The organism is Bradyrhizobium sp. CCGB20, from assembly GCF_024199855.1.
GTDB lineage: Bacteria > Pseudomonadota > Alphaproteobacteria > Rhizobiales > Xanthobacteraceae > Bradyrhizobium.
Genome location: NZ_JANADN010000001.1, coordinates 6,434,352 through 6,457,715 on the forward strand (window position 1 = coordinate 6,434,352; position 23,364 = coordinate 6,457,715).

16 protein-coding genes are annotated in these 23,364 nt (G+C 60.6%); 4 read left to right on the top strand and 12 right to left on the bottom strand.

All coding sequences use genetic code 11. From position 1 onward, the window contains the following. Positions 1-15: 15 nt before the first annotated feature. Positions 16-825 (top strand): class I SAM-dependent methyltransferase, encoded by an 810-nt coding sequence (locus tag NLM15_RS30210; RefSeq protein ID WP_254121422.1) that lies wholly within the window; start codon positions 16-18, stop codon positions 823-825. A 64-nt stretch (positions 826-889) separates the two neighbouring features. Here NLM15_RS30210 and NLM15_RS30215 read toward each other — a convergent pair whose 3' ends face one another. From NLM15_RS30215 to NLM15_RS30230, 4 genes are read right to left on the bottom strand one after another with little or no spacing between them, the layout of a single operon-like run. Beyond that, positions 890-2,110: an oligosaccharide flippase family protein gene (locus NLM15_RS30215; RefSeq protein WP_254121423.1), complete on the bottom strand. Its 1,221-nt coding sequence runs from the start codon at positions 2,108-2,110 to the stop codon at positions 890-892. Beyond that, complete coding sequence (locus tag NLM15_RS30220; RefSeq protein WP_254121424.1) at positions 2,098-4,122, bottom strand: alginate lyase family protein; 2,025 nt, start codon at positions 4,120-4,122, stop codon at positions 2,098-2,100. Before NLM15_RS30220 ends, NLM15_RS30215 begins: the two co-directional genes overlap by 13 nt. After that, positions 4,109-6,151 carry an asparagine synthase (glutamine-hydrolyzing) gene (gene asnB, locus NLM15_RS30225; RefSeq protein ID WP_254121425.1) on the bottom strand — a complete coding sequence of 681 codons (2,043 nt, stop codon included), beginning with the start codon at positions 6,149-6,151 and terminating at the stop codon, positions 4,109-4,111. The genes NLM15_RS30220 and asnB overlap by 14 nt, the downstream gene beginning before the upstream one ends. Before the next feature lie 31 nt (positions 6,152-6,182). Then, positions 6,183-7,940 carry a glycosyltransferase gene (locus tag NLM15_RS30230; RefSeq protein ID WP_254121426.1) on the bottom strand — a complete coding sequence of 586 codons (1,758 nt, stop codon included), beginning with the start codon at positions 7,938-7,940 and terminating at the stop codon, positions 6,183-6,185. A 620-nt stretch (positions 7,941-8,560) separates the two neighbouring features. Here NLM15_RS30230 and NLM15_RS30235 point away from each other — a divergent pair. Then, positions 8,561-9,877 (top strand): hypothetical protein, encoded by a 1,317-nt coding sequence (locus NLM15_RS30235; protein WP_254121427.1) that lies wholly within the window; start codon positions 8,561-8,563, stop codon positions 9,875-9,877. Positions 9,878-10,113: 236 nt separating this feature from the next. Here NLM15_RS30235 and NLM15_RS30240 read toward each other — a convergent pair whose 3' ends face one another. From NLM15_RS30240 to NLM15_RS30270, 7 genes are all read right to left on the bottom strand, one after another. Continuing rightward, the gene (locus NLM15_RS30240; protein WP_254121428.1) at positions 10,114-11,433 is read right to left on the bottom strand and encodes a hypothetical protein; all 1,320 of its coding nucleotides are present in this window, start codon (positions 11,431-11,433) and stop codon (positions 10,114-10,116) included. Positions 11,434-11,459: 26 nt separating this feature from the next. Continuing rightward, the gene (locus tag NLM15_RS30245) at positions 11,460-13,313 is read right to left on the bottom strand and encodes a hypothetical protein (protein WP_254121429.1); all 1,854 of its coding nucleotides are present in this window, start codon (positions 13,311-13,313) and stop codon (positions 11,460-11,462) included. Positions 13,314-13,465: 152 nt separating this feature from the next. Continuing rightward, positions 13,466-14,464, bottom strand: a complete 999-nt coding sequence (locus NLM15_RS30250; RefSeq protein ID WP_254121430.1) for a Gfo/Idh/MocA family protein — start codon at positions 14,462-14,464, stop codon at positions 13,466-13,468. 31 nt (positions 14,465-14,495) lie between these two features. Then, on the bottom strand, positions 14,496-15,329 hold the full coding sequence (locus NLM15_RS30255; protein ID WP_254121431.1) for a class I SAM-dependent methyltransferase: 834 nt from the start codon (positions 15,327-15,329) through the stop codon (positions 14,496-14,498). After that, on the bottom strand, positions 15,227-15,691 hold the full coding sequence (locus NLM15_RS30260; RefSeq protein ID WP_254121432.1) for a GtrA family protein: 465 nt from the start codon (positions 15,689-15,691) through the stop codon (positions 15,227-15,229). The genes NLM15_RS30255 and NLM15_RS30260 overlap by 103 nt, the downstream gene beginning before the upstream one ends. Beyond that, complete coding sequence (locus tag NLM15_RS30265; RefSeq protein ID WP_254121433.1) at positions 15,688-16,719, bottom strand: glycosyltransferase family 2 protein; 1,032 nt, start codon at positions 16,717-16,719, stop codon at positions 15,688-15,690. The genes NLM15_RS30260 and NLM15_RS30265 overlap by 4 nt, the downstream gene beginning before the upstream one ends. A gap of 26 nt (positions 16,720-16,745) precedes the next feature. Then, positions 16,746-17,978, bottom strand: coding sequence for a class I SAM-dependent methyltransferase (locus NLM15_RS30270; RefSeq protein WP_254121434.1), 1,233 nt, complete (start codon positions 17,976-17,978; stop codon positions 16,746-16,748). 211 nt (positions 17,979-18,189) lie between these two features. Here NLM15_RS30270 and NLM15_RS30275 point away from each other — a divergent pair, with 211 nt between their 5' ends. Continuing rightward, complete coding sequence (locus NLM15_RS30275) at positions 18,190-20,082, top strand: acyltransferase family protein (protein WP_254121435.1); 1,893 nt, start codon at positions 18,190-18,192, stop codon at positions 20,080-20,082. A gap of 109 nt (positions 20,083-20,191) precedes the next feature. Here the strand turns inward: NLM15_RS30275 and NLM15_RS30280 are convergent, their stop codons facing one another. Then, positions 20,192-22,816 (bottom strand): M10 family metallopeptidase C-terminal domain-containing protein, encoded by a 2,625-nt coding sequence (locus NLM15_RS30280; RefSeq protein WP_254121436.1) that lies wholly within the window; start codon positions 22,814-22,816, stop codon positions 20,192-20,194. Positions 22,817-23,153: 337 nt separating this feature from the next. Here NLM15_RS30280 and NLM15_RS30285 point away from each other — a divergent pair, with 337 nt between their 5' ends. Beyond that, on the top strand, positions 23,154-23,330 hold the full coding sequence (locus NLM15_RS30285; RefSeq protein ID WP_254121437.1) for a hypothetical protein: 177 nt from the start codon (positions 23,154-23,156) through the stop codon (positions 23,328-23,330). Positions 23,331-23,364: the final 34 nt, after the last annotated feature.

Sequence of the window (23,364 nt, forward strand, 5' to 3'; positions counted from 1 at the left end):
GATGAGAACTCTCCCATGAACAATAGAGTTGTCCGCGATTTCTGGAACGAGGCCGCCTGCGGCGAGACCGCCTATGCCGTCGGCAACGACGCCTCAAAGCGCTTCTCCAGCCAACGCGAGATGAGGTACGAGCTCGAGCCTTTCATCAAGCCCTTCGCCCGCTTCGAGGAGGGACACCAGAAGGCCGTGCTCGAAATCGGGGTTGGCATGGGTGCGGACCATGAACAATGGGCGCGCAGCGGCCCCGCCCGGCTTTGCGGCATTGACCTGACGCCGCGCGCCGTCGACCTGACGCGCGAACGGCTCGCCCTCGCCCATCTGGAATCCGAGCTCCAGGTCGCCGACGGGGAACGGCTTCCTTTTCCGGATGCGACGTTTGATACCGTCTACAGCTGGGGCGTTCTGCACCACAGTGCCGATACAACGCAGGCGTTCAAGGAGGTTGCTCGCGTGCTGAAGCCCGGAGGCACCGCACGGGTGATGATCTACCACAAGTGGTCGATCGTCGGCCTCCTGCTCTGGCTTCGCTATGGGCGCTTTTCGTCCAGCCTCGCCTCGATCTATGCGAACCACCTCGAAAGCCCCGGCACCAAGGCCTATTCGACAAGGGAGGCGGCCGCGATCGTCGAGGCCAGCGGCATGCGGGTGGTCAAGATGGAAGTCGAGCTGAGCCCGGGTGACTTGCTCTCCGGCGCGACGGGCCAGCGCCATCGTGGACGTCTCCTATCGGTCGCCCGGCGCCTTTGGCCGCGAACGCTCCTGCAAAGCGTGGCGCACCAGCTCGGCCTCTACCTCATGATTGAGGCGATCCGTCCCTCGGAATAATTGCCAGAGTATCCTGCTCGCGGTGCGGTTTGGCGGCGAAGTCACCTGGCTCCAGATTGTTGGGTCAGAGATCGGCGGGAAGGCCAGACCTGAGGCTGTTGATGAGCAGCCACACACAGACGAATCCAGCACTCGCACTCTGAATCCACGCCAAGCCAACCGCACCGTACTGTCCGAACAGCGCAACTGAGAGCACGGCCTGCAGGGTTGCCCCGCAGAGCCAGGCCATGACCTGCGACCAGGGAAATCCACTCGCCGACAGGAGCTGGGAAGCTGCGGAGGCGACCCCGATGAAGAACACACCGGGAAGCAGCGCGAGGATGATGGCCACGGCCGGCTCGTACGCTTTCCCGAATATGATTGTGACGATCGGGCTCGCCAGCGCGGCGCTGGCCGTGCAGACCAACGCCATCAGCAAGGTGATCTGAAGCAGCGCGGTCTTGTACTGCTGCATGCGCGCCGGACCTTTCGCACGCACGAGTGCGGGAAACAGCAGAAGGCCGATGGTCGCGGGCAAGATCAGCAACGCATCGGCGATCTGTGCCGCGATCGACCAGTAGCCGATATCCGCAAACTCGCCGAATTGCTTGAGCACCATGACGCTCATGCGGCCCATGACAAAGCCCAGCAGAGTCGCGACATGAGCCCGCAGTGCATATGCGATACCGTCCCGAAACAGCGCAGTGTCGAAGCGCCGCGGAATGTCGACGCCCTTCGCCAGGACGATCCAGGCGACGACACAGGCGACGAGCGAGGCGATGACGGCGGCAACCAGGAACCCGCCAAGCCGTGGAGCAAGATAGGATGCAAGCAGGGCCGCACCGATGGCAACGACGCCGTTGAGGATGATCAGACCGTTGAAGGTCCTGGGCCGGTTGAGAGCGACCGCGATGTTGGACAGGTAAAGGAACAAGAGCAGCGACGGTGCCAGCGTCATCACGATGGCAACGAACATGAAGTTGTGCTCGGGACCGCCGATCGCCAGATCGAATACGAGGACGCCCGCCGCGGCCGCAACTCCGGCCAGAACCGCAAGCCACAAGGAGTTGGCCATGATCTGGGCGAGGAGCGCCGGTGTCCGCGCAATCAAGTAGGTATTGCTCGACTGAATGCCGAGGGAGGCAATCTGCAGGGCAATCGCAGCCAGCGTCACGATGTAGTAATAGCGCCCACGCTCCGCGGGGCCGAGCATGCGCGCTGTCAGGATCGCCACGCCGAACGAGCCGAGGATGGCGAGGCCCCGCGCCAACAGCATCTCAGCGTAGGTGCGGATCAAGGAGGGCACGAGGTATCGTTCCCGTCCGGCGAGATCGTTACCGCCAGCCTCGCCGGCAGGACTCCCTGCCTCCGCCAGACCAGCCGATGCGATGGCTCGACAACGCCGTAGCTCGGCGAGATCGACGTCGGCTCGATCGTCAGCTCCCAACCGTCACCGGATGCCGAAAGGGAGAACAGGCGTCCCGCCGAAGAGAGGCGGACTGCGGCGCCGCTGCGGTCGACGCGGACGGAAGGCGCCAGATGCAAGGGCACGGCGATGTCGTGCTCGCCTTCACCGTCGATGGTATCGATGATCTCGAGCTGGCCCGATTGCTTGTCCAGCCTGATCTCCCGCGCAACGTCGGCGCCGAGGCGGCGGTAGCCCTGGTGTCTGCCGGCAAACAGGTCCTGCTCGTCGCCGGTCCGCCAGGTCGTGCATTCGGCCTGCGCATCGTCCTGCAGGTTCCAGAGATTGCCGGGGTCGAAGCGGTTCATCTCCGCACGATCGATCCAGGGCGTGTTGTGGGACGAGGTCGACCGAAACTCGTTTCGGCTCTCGAACGAGGCCGTATAGACGAACGAGCCGCGGTCAATGACGACCGGTGCGCCGGCGAGCCAGGCTTCGAACGATAGCGCGTCGTTGTGGCCATGGCCGCCGCGGCCGGCGAGGCCGACCGGACCGCAATCGATGAACACGTGATGATCCCCCGCCCGCATGACATACGCACCGCCGTGCGGGAAGGCCATGGACTGCACCGGCGGGCGAACGGCTGGCGCGATTGATGCAGCCAGTTCGGGTCCGATCACCCAGACGAGTTCGGAGCGGGGCCCTTCCGCTTGCGCCGCCAGATCGGCATCGCCGAATGCGAATGCGGTCAGGCCGATCAGATAGCGATGGTCGCCGAGTTTCTGTCCGCCGAATGGCAAGGCTCTCGCGTCGTCGGCATCGCCCCACAGCGGGCTGGTGCCGTCGGGGCGCGAATAGGCCGCGGTGAATCGCGCCATCGCGCGTAGCCGCTGGACGTAACTGTCCGGCAGGCTTGCGCCGCAGGCCTTGCGGAACAGTGCCGGCCACAGGAAGAGCTCAAAGACCAGCCGGTGATAGGGCACCGACGCCTCGAAATCGACCCCGTCGGCGAAGACCTGCGTTTCGATCTCCTCTTGCAGCCCTCTCCAGCCGACATCTTGCCAGCGACCGGCATTCCCTACGCCGTCGAAAAAGTGGCCGGCCATCACCAGGCCGGCAAGATCTGCGGTGTAGTGGTTGCCGTTGACGTCGGCTTTCTCGATATGCCTGAGCGTGAAGTCGCCATGGAGGTAAAGGCAGCCCAGAAACTTCGCGCGAAAGTCCTCGTCGCGCCATGAAGTGCTGTTCGCGAACACATGAAATAGCCAGGTCCAGGTGAAGATCCGCATCGCGGCTTCCATCGTGCAGGACCAGTTCACGGTATAACCGAGCGGATTGCCGTCCATCCACTCCTGCAGGATATCGCGCGCGGCGAGCGCATATTGCTCGTCGGCATCCAGCAGGTAGGCCTGTCCCGCCGGGATCAGCCATTGCAGTCGCGAAATCTCCCAGGGCACCTTGACGTCGCTGGGACGATCGCGGTTCACGTAGTCGATCGATCGCGCGAAGCCGCCCGGCCACCCCATCCCCACCCGGTAGTCGTGCGCCCAGTCGATCGGCCTGCCCAGCGCCACCGGTCCGGTGCCCAGGAGGTCAACCGTTCGTGCGCAAGCGAGGCGCGCGGCGTCGCGAATCCGTGCGCTCTCGCCGGGCTCGACGCGGTCGAGCGCCGCGGGATCCATCGGCGATGTCCAGGCCGGATACGGGCGCTGGCGCAGCCGCGTCCACAATTCATCGATGGAGGAGGCCCGCGCCATCGCAAGCAGCCGCCCGCGAGAAAGGCTTCGCTCCCGCATCGGTGCGAGCCAGCGGTCGAGCTCGCGCTCCCCCTCCTCCAAGGCGCGCTTGGCAACGTAGGTCGGGGATTTGCGGAGAATCCTCCTGGCGCGGCGCGCCGCGTCAAGCAACCGCATCGGACAACTGCGACGTATCGACCGCCTTGCGATCGATCCACAAATCATACCAGGCGGTCAAATTGAAGATCGCCCAGAGATACAGGCTTGTATCGGTCCGCCCCGTGAAGTGCCAATCGAACAGCTTCTCGATATAAGCCGGCTTCAGGAAGCCGCGCCGCATCAACCCCGACGAGAACACTGAGGCACGGACCGCGCGTCCGAAATCGCTGCGCATCCAATCGCTCATCGGCGCGCCAAAGCCCATCTTCTTCCGGTAGATGATGTTGTCGGGGATCAGGCCCTCGACGGCCTTCTTCAGAAGGTATTTCGGCTCGCCGCCCTTGGTTTTCCATTCCTCGGGGATGTCCATCGAGAACTCGACCAGCTTGTGGTCGAGAAATGGGACGCGCGCTTCCAGTGATTCCGACATGCCAATCTTGTCAACCCGCATCAGCAGCAGCTCGGGCAAGCGCAGCCTGAGCTCGCTGTGGATCATCCGGGTCAGCGGATCAAGGTTGGAGAACTTGGCATCCAGGGGATCCATGAAGCTGCGGACGATGTTGAAGCTGTCGAGCTTCAGGTATTCGGGATCGAGCAGCCCCGCCGCGTCCGCATGATCGTCGTTGGCTGCCGCGATGGCCGCGGCGTCGACGAGCTGGCTCTTCATGAGATCGGGGAACACCATCGCGCCAGACCAGAAATGCTCGCGGCTTCGGGCCGCGCGATCGATGACGTCGGCATAGACGGGCAGCTTAGGATGCATGCCCGAAAGCAGATTGGCAGTGCCCGCTGCAAGGCGCTGCGCCGGCTGCGGCAGATACTTGCGGAACGGTGCCCAATACTTGTGATACATCTTCAGGTACGTCATGTAGCCTGAGTAACCGCAGAACTGCTCGTCCGAGCCTTCGCCGACCTGGACCACCTTCATGCCGTTGTCGTGCGCGAGCTTGGAGACGAAATAGAGCGGGATGCACACCCAGTCGGCGATCGGCTCGTCCTGCGAGTGCAGCATCTGCGGCAGGTAGTTGATCATGTCCTTCTTGCTGATCCCAATCTCATGATGATTGGTGCCGAACTGACGTGCGATCTGGTTCGCCTGCTCGTATTCGTTCAGATGCTTGTAGTCGCTGAACCCGATCGTGAAGGTCTCGACGGGCCGGCTTGAAAACTCGCTCATCAGCGCCACGTTGGTGGACGAATCGACGCCGCCCGACAGGAACACGCCCATCGGCACGTCCGACATCATCCGCTTCTCCACGCTGGCACGGAGCCGGTCGCGAATGCCGTTGACGTAGAACTCCTCGAGCGCCGCATCCGAAAGATTGGCGGTCTCGCTCCGCTCGATGCCGCGTCCGGGCACCGCGTCCCAGTATCGAGATATCGTCGCCTTGCCGGAGCGATCGATCGTCATGCTGCATCCGGCCGGCAGCTTGTAGATGCCGCGCATCATGGTCAGCGGCGCCGGCGTCGTCAGGAACGAAAGATAGTGATACATCGCGGAGGGGTCGATCTCCCGCACGAAGTCGGGATGCTCGACCAGCGCCTTCATCTCCGAGGCGAAGGCAAAGCAACCCTTGATCCGGGCGAAATAAAGCGGCTTGACGCCGATGCGGTCCCGCGCCAGCGACAACAGCCCCTTGCGCTCGTCCCAGATCCCGAAGGCGTAATCGCCTTCGATCCGCTCGAGCAGGCCGTCGAGACCCCACTCCTCGTAGCCATGGACCAGCACCTCGGTGTCACTGTGATCGGTACGAAACTTGTGCCCGCAGGCGACGAGCTCGGGCCTGAGCTTGGCATGATTGTAGATTTCACCGTTGAAGGTGATGACGACGGCCCCGTCCTCGTTGCGCATCGGCTGCGTCGCGGCGACGTTGAGGTCGACGATCGAGAGGCGGCGGTGACCGAGGCCAATTCTGCGGTCCTCCGAAACCCAGCCATCTCCGCCGTCTGGCCCGCGATGCGCCATGGCGTCGCGCATGCGATCCAGGACGGTGCGATCGACCCTGCCGGCGTCGCCGTAAGACAGCAAACCCACTATTCCGCACATTCAGAACAATCCCCTTCGTTCGGAGACGAGATCATGCCGCGTCGCGATCCGGCCGACCCACGAGCAACCCGTTACGTGCCATCGCGGCAAGGATAGCATCGACATGCCGCTTCCAGGTATAGCGATTCAGGACCTCGGCGCGGGCGGCCTCCGCCACCCCGGCTGCGGCCGGCATGTCGTCCACAACCCGCCGCAGCGTGTCCTTGAACGCCTGCGCATTGCCCGGTTCGTAAAGGAAGCCGCAAGGCGCCCCCGCCCCCGGCGGCAACGAACCCAGGCGCGTGGCGCCGCGTCCGGCGATGACATCCTCGATCTGGCCGAGCGCCGATGCGACGATCGGCTTTTCCATCGCCATATACTCGAACAATTTGGTTGGCGATCCAAAAAATCCGGATCCGTCCGCGTTTGGCACATGCGGCGAGAGCAGCAGGTCCGCGCAGGCCAGATATCTGGGGGCCTCCGATTGCGCCACCAGGCCCGTCAGCGTGACAAAGCGCGCGACCTCGGGCGACCCGAGCAGCCGACGCACTTCGGGCATCTTCAGACCGTCACCGACCAGCATGAAATGCAACTTGCTCCGCTCGAGCCAGGCGACGTCGTCGCGAACCAGATCGCGGATGCATTCGGCGAGAAACTCGATACCGTGCCACTGCCCAAATGTTCCGATAAACCCGGCGATCAGCGCGTCCTTCGGAATGCCATACTGCCGCTTCAGATCGGCCAGATCATCCGTGGAGAACCTCGCGGAATCGAAAGCGGCCGGATCGACGCAGTTGGGATAGACGAGAATCCGGCCATCGGGAATTCCTCGCCGCTTCAGCTCATCCCCCAACTCGTCCGAAACGGTGACGATCAAATCCGCAGCGTCCAGCGCGATCGCTTCCGCCTTCTCTGCGGCGCCATGCAGGCGGAGCCGCGTTCCCCAATTTGCGGACGCCCAGGCCTCGGATCCGTTGAATTCGACGACGACCGGCACGTTCAAGCGGCGCCCCAGGTGAGGCCCGGTGAAATCGTGCAGAGAAAATCGTTGATAGATGAACGACCATGGATTGGAGCTGTGCAGCGGAACGATCCTATCCTCGATCGCCTCCGCATACGGATAGAAATTCAGCTCTGCCGGCATCGCAAGCAGTCCATCGGGCTGCAACTTCAGCCAGCGCGCGCCCGCGCGATCCGAGGGCAGCGACTTGAGACTTGCGTAGTCCACCTCGAAGGCGTTGTCGAGAAACCCTCCGATGACGCCGGCCGTGTGACCGACCGAGCCGCCGACGGCCGCGCCCAGCGAAATGTTGGCATCGAGATAGAGAATGCGCGCGCCGCGGCTGGGTGGGACCTGGCGGGGCATCGGCAACCGTCGCATCGCCTCGCCCTTGCGCAAGCGGCGGACAAGAGCGCGGCGAGACGACAGGGTATCGGCGCCGAGCTGCAGCAAGTTCTGCAGCCCGCCAAGCCGCCCGAGAGCCTCGACCCGCAAATCGGGCCAGATAACCGCGAGTGAGCCTACCCGGGTCAATGCGGCCGCAATCGAGAGCGGTGCAATCAGCGCCGTGGAAACCTCGCTTTCCAGCGCGATGACCAGCTTATCGGCACGGAGACCGCGCAGCTGCCGAAGCGCCGCGACGGGCGACAATTTGCGCAGGTTCGCCGCATCGTAGTAGCTGTCCACCGGTCCGCAGACCTCCGTGATTCGATCGGCAAATGATCTCGTCACGGGATGAAAGCTCATGACGATCAGCTTGGGTCTGGTGGAGAGGTCAGGACGCATCAGTTTCGTGGATGGGTTGGACATTTGGGGTCAGGCTATACAAGCAATACAGCGTCAAGACCAGCTCCCAGGGGCCTCCGGCAAGGTTCGCGCGCCGCAGAGCAAGGGCATTTAGTTCCCGCGACTTTGCCGGAACTCCGAAGACTCGATTGAACGACCGGCCTGCCATCCGGACCGAGTACCGCCGTCAGAATATGGCAACCTGGTCGGCCCGCCAAAAGCGCCGCCAATGCAGTCCTTGTGCTTGCCGGGCACCCCGGCTGCTGAGAAGTGCTGCGAGGAGCGTTGAACGGCGGCATCGGGACGACGTCTTGAGCATCCCAGGCGCGAGAGCGCTCTTTGAACGGCTGCCTCACACCTGGTTGGTGCGGGCGGGACGACATATCAAACTGTCGAGCGAACAGCTGGACGCAAGCGCTGGAGTCGACCCGCGATTGCTCGGACATCGTGATGCGTGCCGGTACCAACTTAATAGGCCATGCTGCTCGGCAGGTCACGACCGCCGCGATCCCGGCAGAGTATCAGCAACTTTATGCGGCTGCTGTCGACGCCTTGAGCAGACCGGCTTGATCCACCCCCATGCGTTGAACTACTCCTGTTCTCAGGGTACGGTGTTGGGGGTTGTTCAAGTGAGATCAGGAGTAATGGCCGAGTCCGTCAATGTCGTGCATCGCGGGCTTGCAGCCTTGTTCGATCGGGAGCCAAAGCGGCCGCTACTGCTCGCACTCCTGATCAGTCTTCATCTCGTCATCTGCGCCGCCTCACTTCGCATGTCATTTCCGTTCTATCGATCGGAATATGTGATGTACGACCCTGCGGGCCTCGCAAACGCGATAGCGGCGACCGCGATCTTCGCCCTCCTTGCTCCCCTCTTCGTGTTTGCCCGCTTCAGCTTCGGCTATTTCTGCGGATTCTACCTGTTCACCATGGTGGCCGGCTTTCTCTGGCTAACCTCATACTCGAAGCTTCAGTACGACCATGTCGCGGCAAGTATCTCCGCGGGCTTGTCTTGCCTGACTTTCCTGCTGCCTGCCCTGCTCATCACCTCCCGGATCGGCCAGCCCACGGAAATCTCGGAGCGCATCTTCGAACGCATCCTCTACGTCATCGTCGCGCTCTGCCTCGCGACGTCGATAGCTGCGGCCACATACGGCTTCCGCATCGTCGCGATCAAGGACATCTACCGATATCGCAGCGAGCTGCAATTTCCCACCGTGCTGAACTACGCCATTTCGTCGACCATGACCGTGCTACTGCCGTTCGCCTACGCATGCTTCGCTCTGCGGCGTAGATACTGGCTGGCAGTGGCGATGCTGGCCATCTCGATCTCATTTTATCCGAGCACACTGAGCAAAATCGCGCTGTTCACGCCGGCATGGCTGCTTTGCATGACGCTGCTTTCGATGTTGCGCGGACGGGTCGCGACGATCATGTCCCTGTTTCTGCCGGTTCTGATTGGCGTGCTTCTCATCAGCACAATCGGTGAACCGATTAGGCGCTATTTCGATATCGTCAATGCCCGAATGCTGGCCGTTCCGTCGGTGGCGATGGATGTCTACAACGAGTACTTCGCCCAGCACGAACTGACCCATTTTTGCCAGATCTGGCTAGTGAAGCCCTTCATAGCCTGCGCACTGAAACAACCACTCTCCGTTGAGATGAACAGCAACTACCCCTTGGGCTTCCTCAACGCTTCCCTGTTTGCCACGGAGGGGATCGCATCCGTCGGTCTTTGGGCAGCCCCCCTCGCGACGTTCGCCTGCGGGTTGGTCATCGGCTTGGGCAACCGGCTCTCGGCAGGCCTGTCGACGCGTTTCATCCTGATATCTGCGGCCATCATGCCACAGGTCATCACGAACGTACCGTTCTCCACGCTGATGCTGACCCACGGCCTCTGGCTTCTGTTCCTGCTCTGGTACGTGACCCCTCGAACGCTGTTCGGTAGCCCTGCAAAACAATGAAGCATGGTCGTCGTGGTAATATATTACTACCAAAAGATGAAAGCTTGCGGTCCCCGCTGACGAGATGAAACTCGCCCCGGCAAGCTTTCGCAGGATTCGGGCTCAGGCGAAGATTCGGTAACTTCGAATCATGGATTGATGCCTGAAGGACCGGGTTTCCAGCGATTGCATCGGACTGGATCAAGCTCGGTTCGGTATGGCGAAATCGGTGACACCAGAAGAATTTTCATGACTGTCTAGCTTGGCCGGCTCGCCGGCACGAATTGGCCGGCTCTTGCCAGAGCCAAAAGAAGCTCAACCACGACGCCAGACAGCAAGAGAAGAAAAATCTTGACCGGGGCAAGATAGAGTTCCGTGTAGTGAAAAAGGCCCGCTTGCCCGAGAAAGGCGGCAACAAATACGGCGCTCACGGCGAATACTGCGTCGTAGGGCGACCAGCCTGGAGAGCCCCGCGCAAGTGAACGCCGCGCCCAAGCGAAGACAGCAGAGACGACTATGAGCAGGTAGATCATATTATAGGTGGCGAGCGCCCTCATCACCTTCTTCAGATAGATCGCGGCCACTTCGATCGGGTGGTGAAGGACAATCTCGAAATATTTGCGCTTCAGTATCGAATAATATTCAGCCGACAGATAGATCGTTGTGGGGCTTGCCTCCTTGACGGCTCGTACGCCGTCGTCATCGTTCCACACGATTCCGAAAGGGTTCTCGACGACCCCCAGCCCGATATACAGATTGTGCCACGCCCCGTGCTGCTCCATCCGGCTGGACGGCGCGATATCGAAGACGGCATCGCGCGCGCGAAGGATGGAGTATGGCGCCCAGATCGTCAGAACTGTTGCGGCGGCAACGACGAGGTGGGCCAGCCCCACAAGCCGCATCTTCATGAGCGAACAAAAATAACTGACGCCAAGGGCAAGAAGCGCAATCAAAACCGCCATAAGCCCGATCGCCTCGCGGAAAACCATTCCGACGGCGAGACCAAGCAGACCGGCGATCATCCATAGCCACCAATTTGCGCGCGACGGGCCGGTGGCTGGAATTCCGAGAATGGCCAACGGCAGCAATGCGACCAGACAGGCAACACCAAGGTGGCCTGGATGCGGCCCAAGCGAATGCAGCTTATTGGCAATCACGGCTCCGACGGTCAGGACGAGAAACGAGAGAAACGGCAAACGCAGACGAAAAAGCAGACCTGCCAGACTTACAATCCCGACATAGTTCAAGATGGTATTCACTCGCGATACGTCAGTTTCGGTTACGACCGCACCGCTGAGGGCCGCATAGAGATCCAAAACAAGGGGGAGCCCCGGATCGTCACCGGCCGAGACGTCCGCGATAGGTAAGAGACGGTCTCCCTGACAAATCGCCAGGATGGCCTTCGTTGTTCGCGCGCAATCGGCGCTTTTCACCCAAACGGCGGCGGACGACCAGGAATGCTCGAGCTTGCCGGCCTTGCTCAAGGAAAGAACAAAGCTCGGAACGGAAAATAGCACCAGAGCCGCCAAAAGCAGCACGACCTGAATGCGATCCAGTCGTTCAATAAGCTCGCGCAACGATCCGGCCCTCTCCGTTCGGAATACTAGTCGTGACTAGCGCCGCACTCTGGCTCACGGCTGCTTTGGCGATAGACGTAGGCGATAACGCCTCCCGCGCTGCCTTCCGCAACATACTGATTGTCGATACGCGGCCCAGGCGTGGTCTCGCGCGGCGGTCGCGTTCGCACCAGCAGTGCGGGACGTTCAAAAACCTTGCACCGTGCAGGAGACGAGAGATAACCCCGATAGCGTTCGATGATCGGAGCGACACTTTGCTCGAGTTCTGCCTGACGCACCTTGCGGTTGTCGCTTGCCGGATACCATGCATCGCGAAAGCTGAACAGGTAGCTCAGATTTGGTCCAGCCCGTTGCTGGATTTCTGCGCCCAGCAACTTCTCTGCCATCTCGGGGCTCACATCCGTTCGGAACCAGTGCTCGAAGAGCTCATTCTCGTAACGGCTGGGATCGGCGCTCCTGGCCTCCGGCGCCATGTTCGGAATGAAGTCCATGGCAACCCGGTAGAAAGTCAGAACGACGTTGTAACGGTTGTTCGTTCTGACCTGCAGCATCGGCGCAATGCCCGCGTTATCCAATACCAGGCTCGCCTGGCTCGCGGTATTGGCGTCGACAGCCTGCAATGCGCGGACAATGGCGATGGACTCCAGGTTGTTGGCCCGCCAGGCCAAGAACGAGGTCTTCTCCGCCTGCACAACGACGACAGCAATGACGGCCGAACATATCCACAACACCGGTACAGGAATCGACAGCCGCGTGGTGTAAGACGGCGCCATGACGGAAAGGGCCGTGACAACGCCGAACAGGAGTACCGGATAGCTGACCGTGCGCTCCCAATCCCGCGCGCTGAACATCACCCCGGTTACGATCTGCTGATTGCTCAACACCAGGGGCATCACCAGACAACCGAGGGCCAGGAACGCCAATGGCTCCCTGCATCCTCGCAAGATCATCCAGATACCAAAGGCGACGCTGAAGGTGAGGCTGCCGATGACAGCAGGCGTTATGATCGGCAGACGCGTTGGGTAGGTAAGGCCGGCGAGCATCCCCGTCGTTGTCTGACCGCCATTGTGGTCCCAATAAACGGCGCTGAGCGACACCAATGCGGCTCCCAGCAACCCGACTGCAATCGGGATCGCCGAGACCTGCCGGAAATACCCCTGCACCAGCAGGAATCCGCCGGCAATAGCCGCCACCGGAAGCGTCACGAAGGTGTACCCGATCGGAAGCAGAGCGATGGTGATGACCGCTGCCGCAAGAGCTGCCCGTTCTCGAATTCCGATGACGACGGCGAATCGCGCGAGAAGCCCGAGAGTCAGGAACATGAGCACAAAGCTCACCTGCGGCTCCGGCGTCCTGAAAACTGCGAGAAAGCTCGTCTCATAGGACGGGACAAGCTTGGGGTGAACCAACCCTACGATCTGGGAAAACCGCGAAATATTGAACTGGCCCGACGTCCAAAGAATCAGATTGCCCAGCGAAAACAGATCATTCGCGAAAACGAGCATCAGGGCCGCCAATATCCTTGCGGACCGGCGGGATACCACCTGGCTGACAGCGAAATATGCGGCGCAGCTCGCAAGGAATGGAAATACGAAATCCGATGCGGCCAGCGTCGCGTCCAGCGAGGATGCGCAGATGCGATAGATGGTACTGAGCGCAAAGCCGGACAGCGCGCGCGTCGACCTCAGCGTTCCCAGCAACCAGCTCAGAACATAAGTGTCCTCGTCATAGGCACCTTGAAAATACCGAAACTCGCCAATCTCTCCGGCGAATTGCAGGTGCGGCCAGAGCCCCAGGATTCCGACGAAGGTCGCTACCAGGCCGGCTGCCAGCAGGTCAGCTCGGGACCAGGCGTAAGGCAATGGACAGTTCTTTGTCACGTCGACTTCCAGTTGAAGGCAAGAGCGTCGGAGGCGAACGTAAACTGCCGCTCAGTTCGCCTTTTCTGCGGGGATCGCCTCGTGCATAGGCCCTTTCACCGAACTTAGCACACCTGCATCCATGGACCGCAAGCCGTGGAGCGGAGCACCAATCAAGTCCCGGCCGTTGCGAGCACCCGCTTCAGGTCCTCCTGCACCGCTAGCAAGCCCGAAACGTCCCACCCCAGAAATGCCGCGTCTGTCGCACCCGTCACCTGAGACAAGAACGCTCCAAGCTCAAGTCGCAACGTGCTCTCCATCGCCAACATGCGCTGATCAAGCGCGTGCGGCTGGCTGTTGATCGTCATCAGCCCGTGGACGCCACTGAAGTCGACCGACGCATGACCGGATTTGGTCCGGATATCCAGCAACCTTCGACGCGCCTTTGCCTTGGTGTGACAGCAAAATTCGTGGCGCCCTCCCCGATCGTCGCGGAATTCGATGCGTCCCTGACGACCATCCGGGCTCTCCAGTGCTGCGCCAATCCGAAGCCCGGCGTTTGGGGCAAAGACCCCGAAGATCGAAAAGGCATGGGGCAACAGGTCGTACAGCAACCCTGTCTCCTCGTGCCGGGTCTTTGTCGCGCCGTGTCGCACTTCGTTTTCGACGTCTTCCCATATCAGCGTCATATCCGCGGTACCGGCGCCGGCGAGTTCCTCGGACAATTGATGGAAGGCTGGAAGGTAGGCGAATTCCGTTCCCACCGCGAGAATACGCTTCATCTGCCGAGTTGCAGCCACAAGCGTCCGGCCGCTTTCCGGATCGACACCGAGCGGCTTTTCGACAAGAACGTGCAGAGCATGGCCGAGCGCGTCCATTCCGTCGCGTACATGGTCGCGTGGCCGGCTCGATATGATCGCCGCTTGCGGCTGCCGATCGACAAGCATGGCCTCGGCAACCGTCGACACGACCGTCAGGCCTGCAAGCTCGGCGCGCGCAGCAGCCCATGTCCGCACCTCGTCGGGCCGGCTGCGGGCAGCCAGGACGATGCCTTCCGCAGAGCCGCGCGCGGCGACGACGACCGAAAGCCAGGTCCGGCCCCAACGGCCGCCGCCGACGATCACAAGCGGAATAGGCAAGGCCGCCGCGCGCCAGAAGTCAGCCAGCTCCAAAGCGATCGCGGTCAGATGCGTTCCTCCCGCTTCAGGACGACGGTTTCACGCCGCTGAGGTAATATTGGGCGCCGAACGGCAGATACCCCAAAAACGAGTCGAGGCGGCTGAGGTATGGGCCGGCCGGCGGCACCGAAATGATCGTCTTGGTTTCGACCTTGGCAAAGCCGGCGTCCGCAAACATTCGCCGCAGCTTCCCGGGCCGCAACAACACCGCGTCCTTGTCGATGTCGCAGGTCTTCACGATGTACTGGGTCGCCGGGTTATAGGGATTGTGCTCGAACACGAGCACCAGCCCCCCGGGCTTCGTCACGCGAAACATGTCCGCGACGAACTGCGTCCATTGCGGCGGGGGCACATGATGCATGACGCAGACGGTGAACACGATGGAGAATTGCCCATCGCGATAAGGCAGCCGCACTCCGTCAAAGGTCGAATAGTGCACGAAAGGATGCCGCGCCGCTGCGAGTTCGACGCTTTGCGCCGACACGTCGATGCCGTGCAGTTCGCGGAACTTACCTTCCAGGCCGGAATGATACGCGCCGAGCCCGCAGCCGAGGTCCAGAACATCCAGCTCTGTCAGATCAGAAAAATGCTCTCTGCCGAGCCGCAAGATGTGCTCGCGCTTGACGTCGATGTAGAACGAGTGCTCACGCCCGGCAAAGGCAAGTGCCGAATTGATTTTTTCCTCGTAGTCGCCGGCGACGTTGTCGAAATCCGCCGCGACCTGTTCCTGCGTCACTTGAGGATTCTTCTGTTCGCTCATTCCGACTCTCCAGTCGCAACAATACGCTCGCGGCTGCCGCGGGTGCCAAACACCCAGCCGCGCATCAGGAAGAAATTCAGCGCGGGTATGATCACGCAAACGCCGATCGCACCGGTCAGGTAGGGCCAATGCAGCAGGTCGACGGTCAGCGCCATCACGCACCAGGAAACCACGAGCCCAGCGAGGGACATGACCACAAAGCGCGCGACCTGATCAAGGGAATCGCCATTGACCCGAAAGGTGAAGCGACTCTGCATCAGGTACGAGACGGCGACCGATATGACGTACGCGCACACCGATGAGAGGACAGGTGTCATCATGCGCGAGAGCACGAACACATTCGTGAGCACGAAGTACGCGAGCGTGGTCGTCACGCCCGACACGCCAAAGCGCAGGATGAGGCGCATGGAGGATGACGTGACCAGTGCGAATAAGCCGGACGTGGCGCCGGTGCCGTTCATCGGAGCAGATTCCGTTCGACGCTGTCGATTTGCTCATTGAAATTGATCAGGTCGGAAATGATCGTCGGCGGCCGCATGCGAACCTGATCGTATATTCGCCCGACATAGATACCCAGTACACCGAGGAAAAGGCTATTCAACCCTATCCCGAACAGGATGAGAATCTGTGTGGTCGTAAATCCCGGCGGAACGACCTGGTGAGAAAACAACCTGACTATGAGATAAAAGCTCGCAAGCAAGACGGCGGCCAGCGCGATCACCAGGCCGATATAAAACGACACCCGCAAAGGCAGGCTTGAGTGCGCGATGATGCCGTCCATGGCAAGGCGCACCAGGCTTCCAAATCGAAACTTGCTTTCGTTGTGCAACCGCGCGGCGCGGTCGAAGGGAATGCCGGTTTGGCGTCTGGCGAGCGAGGAGATGAGACCGCGCAGATACATATGCGGCTCGTGAATCGGACGGAGCCGCTCGATCACGGATCGGTCGATCAGCCGGAAATCGCCGCCATCCGGAATGAGATGAGGCCCGCCAATCCGCCGCATGAAGCGGTAATAGGCCCGCCTGGCGCGTCGCAGGAGCACGCTCTCTTTCCGGCTTCTCCGCACGCCGACCACGACGTCGAAACCTTCGCGCCATTTCTGCAGGAAGGGAGCAAACATCGATGGCGGATCCTGAAGATCCGCGTCGATCTGGATTGCCGCCGCTCCGCGCGCCAGCCGATAGCCGGTCAGAACGGATTGCTGAAAACCGAAATTTCTTGCAAAGCGGGCGACCCGCACGGCCGGATCGAGGGCGGCGATGCTGGAGAGCTTCCTGAAGGTGGTATCGGTGGAGTGATTGTCGGTAAACAAAAACTCGAACTGATAATCCTTCAGCTCTCCCGTAACCCGCTTCAGCTCCGCATAGGTCCGGTCGACGTTGTCTTCTTCATTGAACACGGGAACGATGATCGAAATGAGAGGCCTGCTCGAGGAGTCAGGTCCCCCATTCGCGGATTCGGCATTCACCCCTGACGTCGTTTCAGCCATCAAAGCCATTCCCGTCGCGCGCGGCACTAGGCCCGCTCAAACTCCTCTGGCGAAAATAGATCGATGATCTGGCCGTCATATCCCTGCTTGCGCATGTACCCGTGAATTTCACCGGAGATGTGCCAAGCCAGATTGAGAAGCGGCACATCCCGGTTCGGGCGCTTGTCGAAGTCGTCGTCGGAAAGAATCGGGATGCGGGTGCCCGGGATGTAGTTTCCGATCTTCATCGAGCCCGGCTTCTCGTAGACCCCTTGCAGGATGGACTGATCGAGATCGAGCAACTTCACCAGGATAGCCGCGCGACCCGGAAAGGCCTTGCCGACGAGTGGACCATGGCTAGAAACGGCCGCTTCGATTTCGGCGCGCTTGCTCTTCTGCCACGCAGGTATCCGCTTCGCCATGTCGAGCAGGCGCTGCTCGAAGCCGCCTTCCGCGGCGTCCACCTTGGCGAGTTCGGGAGCAGCCTGCTCCTCACCGTCGCCTCGCCGCATCATGACGCGGATGTTGCCGCCATAGCGTGCCGGGAACTCCAGTGCCTCGATCCGCGCCTGAAGCGATTTGGCGATGTACCGGAAGGACGTCAGACTATAGGTGCGCGGATGCTCGTGATAGAACGTATCGAATTGATAGCGATCGAGCACGGAGCCGAGATAGTGGTTCTCGATGACCAGCAGCGTGTTCGGCCCCATCAACGCGCCGACGGCCGAGAGAACGCTACGCAGATCTTCGATATGCGCGAAAACATTGGTGAACGTGATGATGTCCGGCAGACCACCGCTCGCCGCAATCTTTTCAGCCAGCGCAGGCGCGAAGTAGTCCTGATAAACCGTGTGGCCGGCCTGCTTCGCGTCTGCGGCGGCGCCGGTCGGCTCGACGCCAACGGTTCTCGCGCCTCGTTCCCTGAAGATCGACAACAGGCTGCCGTCGTTGCACCCCACGTCGAGCACCAACAGATCTTTAAGTGAACCGACCTGCTTTTCGCATCGCTCCACCAGCTGTCGCATTCCGTTCAGCACGTCTGCGGTGTGCCGCGCCCTGTAGTGGTACGTACTCGGAAACAACGTCCGTTTCGGAACCTGATACGCCTGGTGCGCCGTCTTGCAGGTCGGACAGAATACGATATCTATCGGATATGTTTCAGGAATCGCCGGATTCCCGACCGGCACGAGATCGTCGCACAGCGGATGGCGTCCAAGATCCAGAACATCCTTGAGTTCGGATCCGCCGCACACCTCACAGCCTTTGATTGTACGCGCCATCTACAGTTCCAAATCGGGGAGGGAAAGTAGGTCGCCTTATAAGTGAAGTCCGCGACATTGCAAACGTGCCATTCGATATCATCGCCGCCCCAGTGAAACCAGCGTTTCTCGCGACAGGACCGGTGGTCAAGTACAGGCCACGCTTCTTCGTGCCCCTATCGTCGCCACGCATGTTAGGGCTATAAGAATCGGCAGCAGCAACGTTGAGATTATGACGATATACCGTCCCGACATCGATGGGTTACGCGCGGTCGCCGTATTCCTGGTCCTTGGTTTTCATGCCTTTCCGGAAGTTGTCCCCGCCGGTTTTGTCGGAGTTGACGTCTTCTTTGTCATTTCTGGATTCTTGATCACGGGCATCATTCTCACAAATGATTTTTCATTTGCGGGCTTTTACGCACGCAGGGCGCGTCGTCTGTTTCCGGCATTGCTGTTAGTAACCACGACCGCGCTGAGCTTCGGCTGGGTCTTTTTGACGCCCAGCCTTTTCGAAGCGCTCGGGAAACAAGTGGCCGCCGCAGCCTTATTCCTACCCAACCTGCTGTTCTGGTCTGAAACGGGCTATTTCGATCTCGCCGCATCGACAAAGCCGCTCCTGCATCTCTGGTCGCTCGGGGTCGAAGAACAGTTCTATCTGGTCTGGCCGGTATTGATGCTTGTCGGCGTGAGATTCCGTCTCCGAATGGAATGGATGCTTCTCGCCGTTACTCTGCTGTCACTTCTGCACTGCTGGAGTCTCAGCCATTTCGGCCACACCTCTGCAGCTTTCTACTCGCCGCTTGCGCGGGCCTGGGAATTGTCGGCGGGCGGCCTGTTGGCGGTGATGAAGACGGGAAGCGCCAAGCCTGCCAACTCTACAATCGGTGTCATCGCTGGGTTGGCGATGATCACGCTCGTCGCCTTCTTTGGCGGCGGCGAGGCGGCCTGGCCGAACAAGTTCGCGCTGGTGATCGTTGCCGGGTCGATGCTCGCGATCCGTTACGGCGCAACATCGAGACTTGCGATGCGGACGCTGGGTAGCGGCTTGATGGTTTTCCTGGGCAGGATCAGCTACCCGCTCTATTTATGGCATTGGCCGATCCTGGTTTTCGCCTACATCAAAAATGGGACGACACTCACGCCGTGGCAGGCATCAGCGTGTTTGGTTGCGAGCATCTGTCTAGCAATCCTGACTTACCTGGCGGTCGAAGTGCCGCTCAAGAAGCATCTTCGACTTTCGCCCCTCGCGCGGGGCGCTATCGCGTCGCTTGCCGTTGTCGGACTGGCCGGCTTTTCAATTGCATTTGCGCATGGAGTCCCCAGCCGGCTACCCGACGCGTTGCAAGCCGCCCTCGCCTACGAGCGCTATGATTTCAAGACGGATGCCTTCAATCCAGGGTGCTGGCTCGGAAATGAGGAGGATACTTCCAAGCTGCTGCCGGTATGCCTGAAGACAAATCGCAGCGACGCCATCGTGATCTGGGGAGACTCGCATGCCGCGCGACTCTCGCCAGGCCTTCGAGAGGTCTTCGGTGCGGACCGTATTTCGCAGCTCACGCGAAATGGTTGCGCGCCCCTGCTGGGACTTGGCGAACCCGCGTCGTCGGGATGTCGCGACGGCAATGCGGCGGTCTTCGAGCTGCTTCGGAAACATCCTGCCCAGACTGTCATCTTATTTGGTGCCTGGCAGAACTATCCGAACGATTGGAAGGCCGGCTCAGCGTATGCAGCCATGCTTGAGGACACGATCGCCAAGATAAGAGCAGCCGGCGTAGCCGAAATACTTGTCCTTGGGCCTGCTCCGAGATTCGATCCGAGCCTTCCCTCGCGCCTGCTGCAATCTTGGCTGCAGCACAGGTCGGATATGTTGCCGGGCCGCTTGCAAATTGACCTCAGCAAGACACTTGCCATCGAGAACGGAATTGAACGCGTCGCAAGAGAGAACGGGACGCGGTACATTTCCCTGATCAAGCTGTTTTGCAACGACGAAGGTTGCCTCACCAAAATTCCAGGCTCAACCAGCGATCTGGTCACCTGGGACTACGGTCATCTGACAACGAATGGCGCAATCCTTGCTGCTCAGGCGATCCAGAAGATGGACACCGCACTATCGACGACAAGGTGAATGGCGATCGCGTGACACGAGTCCTCCTGCTGCCGCGATTTTGTCGTCGCCCGGGTCAAGCACACCAAGACGTTCCGGTTCATGAACGCAGGACGCGAACGACGGTCAACTAGAAAAAGAACCCCGAATGCTGCTCCCCATTCAAGACTGCCCCGTGGAGAGCTCCAATAACACCGTCCCCGTTCAGGTCTTGATGGAAATTGCCCTCTAAAGCGGCCAATGAAGCTATTGAGCCCAGCACCCCACCAATCAGGTTGCCCGCCTGACCGTCCGCGGATGGCAAACCATCATGCTTCAGTTCCGGGCCAGCGCCGCCATTTCCAAGGTCGCCGAAATAGAACTTGGCAGAGGCCAGCTTGTTCGAACCGAAAGCTTCGATCCCCGCCGTCGGTGCTGGCGACGCACCAATGACCCCGTCTCCGTTCAAGTCCTGATGAAAACTGCTCTCGAAGGACACCAACGAAGCGCTCGTTCCTGACACACCACCGATCAAGTTGGAAATGTAGTTGCCATTGCTGTCGGTGCTCCATACCGAGTAGTTATCGGCGCCGTCCACTTTCCACGCTACCTGATATCCGGAGCCGACCTGCTCGACCCCGATAGGACGCCAACCGCCCGCCTGGCCCGCCACAAACGGAGAACCGTTGTATTTTAGTTCGGGGCCCGCGCCGCTACTAATGTTGTCGAGATAGAAATTACTGCCGACCTGGACCAGCTTGGTCGAACCGAAAGATTCGATCACCGCCGTCGGTGCTGCCGCCGCTCCAATTACTCCGTCTCCGTTCAAGTCCTGATGAAAACCGCTCTCGAATGACACCAACGAGGCGCTTGAGCCCGACACGCCGCCGATCAGGTTAGAAATGTAATTGCCATTGCTGTCGGTGCTCCACACCGAATAGTTGTCAGCGCCGCCCACTTTCCAGGCGACCTGATAGCCGGAGCCGACCTGCTCGACGCCGATCGGGGTCCATCCGCCCGCCTGCCCGTCCACGAATGGCGAACCGTTGTATGTCAACTCCGGGCCTACGCTGCCGCTGCTGACGTCGCCAAAATAGAAATTAGAACCCACCTTGACCAGCTCTGTTGATCCGAAGGACTCAATCACCGTGCTCGGTGGTGAACCAATGATGCCGTCACCATTCAGGTCTTGGTGAAAAGCGCTTTCGAATGACGCCAACGAAGCACTTGAGCCGGAGACGCCACCGATCACGTTGGAGATGTAGTTGCCGTCGCTATCGGTGCTCCACACTGAATAGTTATCGACGCCAATCACCTTCCAGGCCACCTGATAGCCGGAGCCGATCTGCTCAACTCCGATCGGAGTCCAGCTGCCAAACTGCCCGGCCACATAAGCCGCGCCCTGATATTTCAGCGTTGGCCCTGTGCCGCCACCAACCGGGTTAAGATTATAGAGGCCGCCCGACTGGACGAGCGCAGTCGTGCCCATTGCTTCTATCGTGACAGGGATCAACGACGAGCTGGCGACCGTGCCATCCGCGAATTGAAGGTACTCAATGCCCGTGTCGGTATCCTGGCCATCGGGCGAGGCGCCACGCAAATCCGTGACGGTGAACGTCTGCGTGCTCGCATTGAACGAAATAGAATAGTTCGCCCTATTGCCCGAATACACCGCCGTATCGGTACCGGCGCCGCCAATAATGGTGTCGTTGCCGCCGCCGCCAGTGATCGTATCGTTGCCGGAGCCGCCGTTGAGTGCGTTGGCGATGACATTCCCGATGATCGTGTCGTTGCCGGACCCGCCGGTGGCGTTGTCGATGTAGGAGCGCGCGTCGTTGTTGTAGAGATAGGCGTTGTAGACGTTGCCCGAGGCGGAATGGCCGTTGCCGAGATTGGCCAGTTGCACCGACGAGAACAGTGACGACGCACCGGGATTAAGATCGATGCTCAGGTTCGTCGTGTAGTTCGACAGATCGTAGGTATCGACGCCGCCGCCGTCCCACACCGTCTCGTAGATGCGGTTGGCCGAGCCTCCGGCGCCACCGCCCGGCGCGAGCTGTCCGACGCCGTTGATGAACTCCTGCCCCGTGGTCGGGTTCCAGCTGTAGACCGTGCTGCCACTCTGGGTCGTGTAGTTCGCGCCGTACATCGTTTGTAGCGCGAGGATATCGTTGGCCATGTAGGTCTGCGGATATCCATACGCCTCGTTGGTGTACCCGCTCGTGGTCGAACCACCGACATAGCTGCGATAGCTCATGACGGTATATTCGCTGTCGTCGTGGGCCGTGGGAACTGCGACGTTAGCGACGCCGCCAGTTTCCTGACTGTGCTTGAGGCCAAGGGCATGACCGAGTTCGTGCAACGCGGTCGTGAAATAGTAGTTACCGAGCTTGGCCAGCGAATAGTTGTACTGCGTTCCAAACCACACATCGCCGCCGGATGCATAGTTGCCGGGATAATAGGCATAGGAGGTCGGATTGGCCGACGGCGACTGCGCGATCATGATGTCGGCGCCGTTGGTCCCTGCGTACTGGATGCTGGCGTTGGTATAGCCAAGGATCAACCCGATCGCGTAGTTGATCGCGGCCTGCATCTGGCTGGGCGCTGAAGCAAAGCCTGAGGTCGTCGGCTCGCTGTCGCCGCCCGTGTATGGATTCGCGTAGTCGCCAGGCGCGTCCGGAAAGCTGTAGGTGATGGTGCCCGACCATTTGTAGCCTGACAGCATACCGTCGATATCGCTGTTATTGGACTTGCTGATCGTGACTGCGGTGGCCATTGGACTCTCCAGAGCGGCTAGGCACGCTCGACGTTAGGCGCAGAATGCTCATTCTAGCCTCAGAGGTATACGTTCGGTTTAATTTTAGTGGTCGCGGCGCCACCTCGGTCATAATACCTGCCATGTATCGGATTCCGTAATTATACGGACCATGGGCGGAAGCCAGATCTCGGTTTCGGCGTAGGGAAATCATGAGAATGTACCTGTTCGGGGCCGGCCTTTGTGGGGCTCTGACAGCGATGGCCCGGCTGCATCCGCCGCTCTTCGGAAGAAGAGTGCTTGTCACGGTCGGAAAAACCGGCGCTGATGGGAGCAGCAAGGCTGGTTCAATGCGTCGGTGAAGGCGCAAACGGCGGGGTCGGGCCGAACCGGTCTCGCGTCCGATATCGCGCGCGCCATCCTCGCGCTCGTCGTCCTGCTCAAATCTTGTCTCGCGGTCTGCGCCGGGCGCGCACCTGAACACGCGATCTCCCCGCAGGGGCGCATCTCCGAGATTCTGGAGCTGCCGCGCTAGACGGTCCGTCACCTGACTTTCAAGCCTACCTGCC

Bases quoted from the DNA above. Each gene is read 5' to 3' on its own strand.
- NLM15_RS30210 (WP_254121422.1), top strand. From the start codon at position 16: ATGAACAATAGAGTTGTCCGCGATTTCTGGAACGAGGCCGCCTGCGGC.
- NLM15_RS30220 (WP_254121424.1), bottom strand. From the start codon at position 4,122: ATGCGGTTGCTTGACGCGGCGCGCCGCGCCAGGAGGATTCTCCGCAAA.
- asnB (WP_254121425.1), bottom strand. From the start codon at position 6,151: ATGTGCGGAATAGTGGGTTTGCTGTCTTACGGCGACGCCGGCAGGGTC.
- NLM15_RS30230 (WP_254121426.1), bottom strand. From the start codon at position 7,940: ATGTCCAACCCATCCACGAAACTGATGCGTCCTGACCTCTCCACCAGA.
- NLM15_RS30235 (WP_254121427.1), top strand. From the start codon at position 8,561: ATGGCCGAGTCCGTCAATGTCGTGCATCGCGGGCTTGCAGCCTTGTTC.
- NLM15_RS30260 (WP_254121432.1), bottom strand. From the start codon at position 15,691: ATGAACGGCACCGGCGCCACGTCCGGCTTATTCGCACTGGTCACGTCA.
- NLM15_RS30265 (WP_254121433.1), bottom strand. From the start codon at position 16,719: ATGGCTGAAACGACGTCAGGGGTGAATGCCGAATCCGCGAATGGGGGA.
- NLM15_RS30270 (WP_254121434.1), bottom strand. From the start codon at position 17,978: ATGGCGCGTACAATCAAAGGCTGTGAGGTGTGCGGCGGATCCGAACTC.
- NLM15_RS30275 (WP_254121435.1), top strand. From the start codon at position 18,190: ATGACGATATACCGTCCCGACATCGATGGGTTACGCGCGGTCGCCGTA.
- NLM15_RS30280 (WP_254121436.1), bottom strand. From the start codon at position 22,816: ATGGCCACCGCAGTCACGATCAGCAAGTCCAATAACAGCGATATCGAC.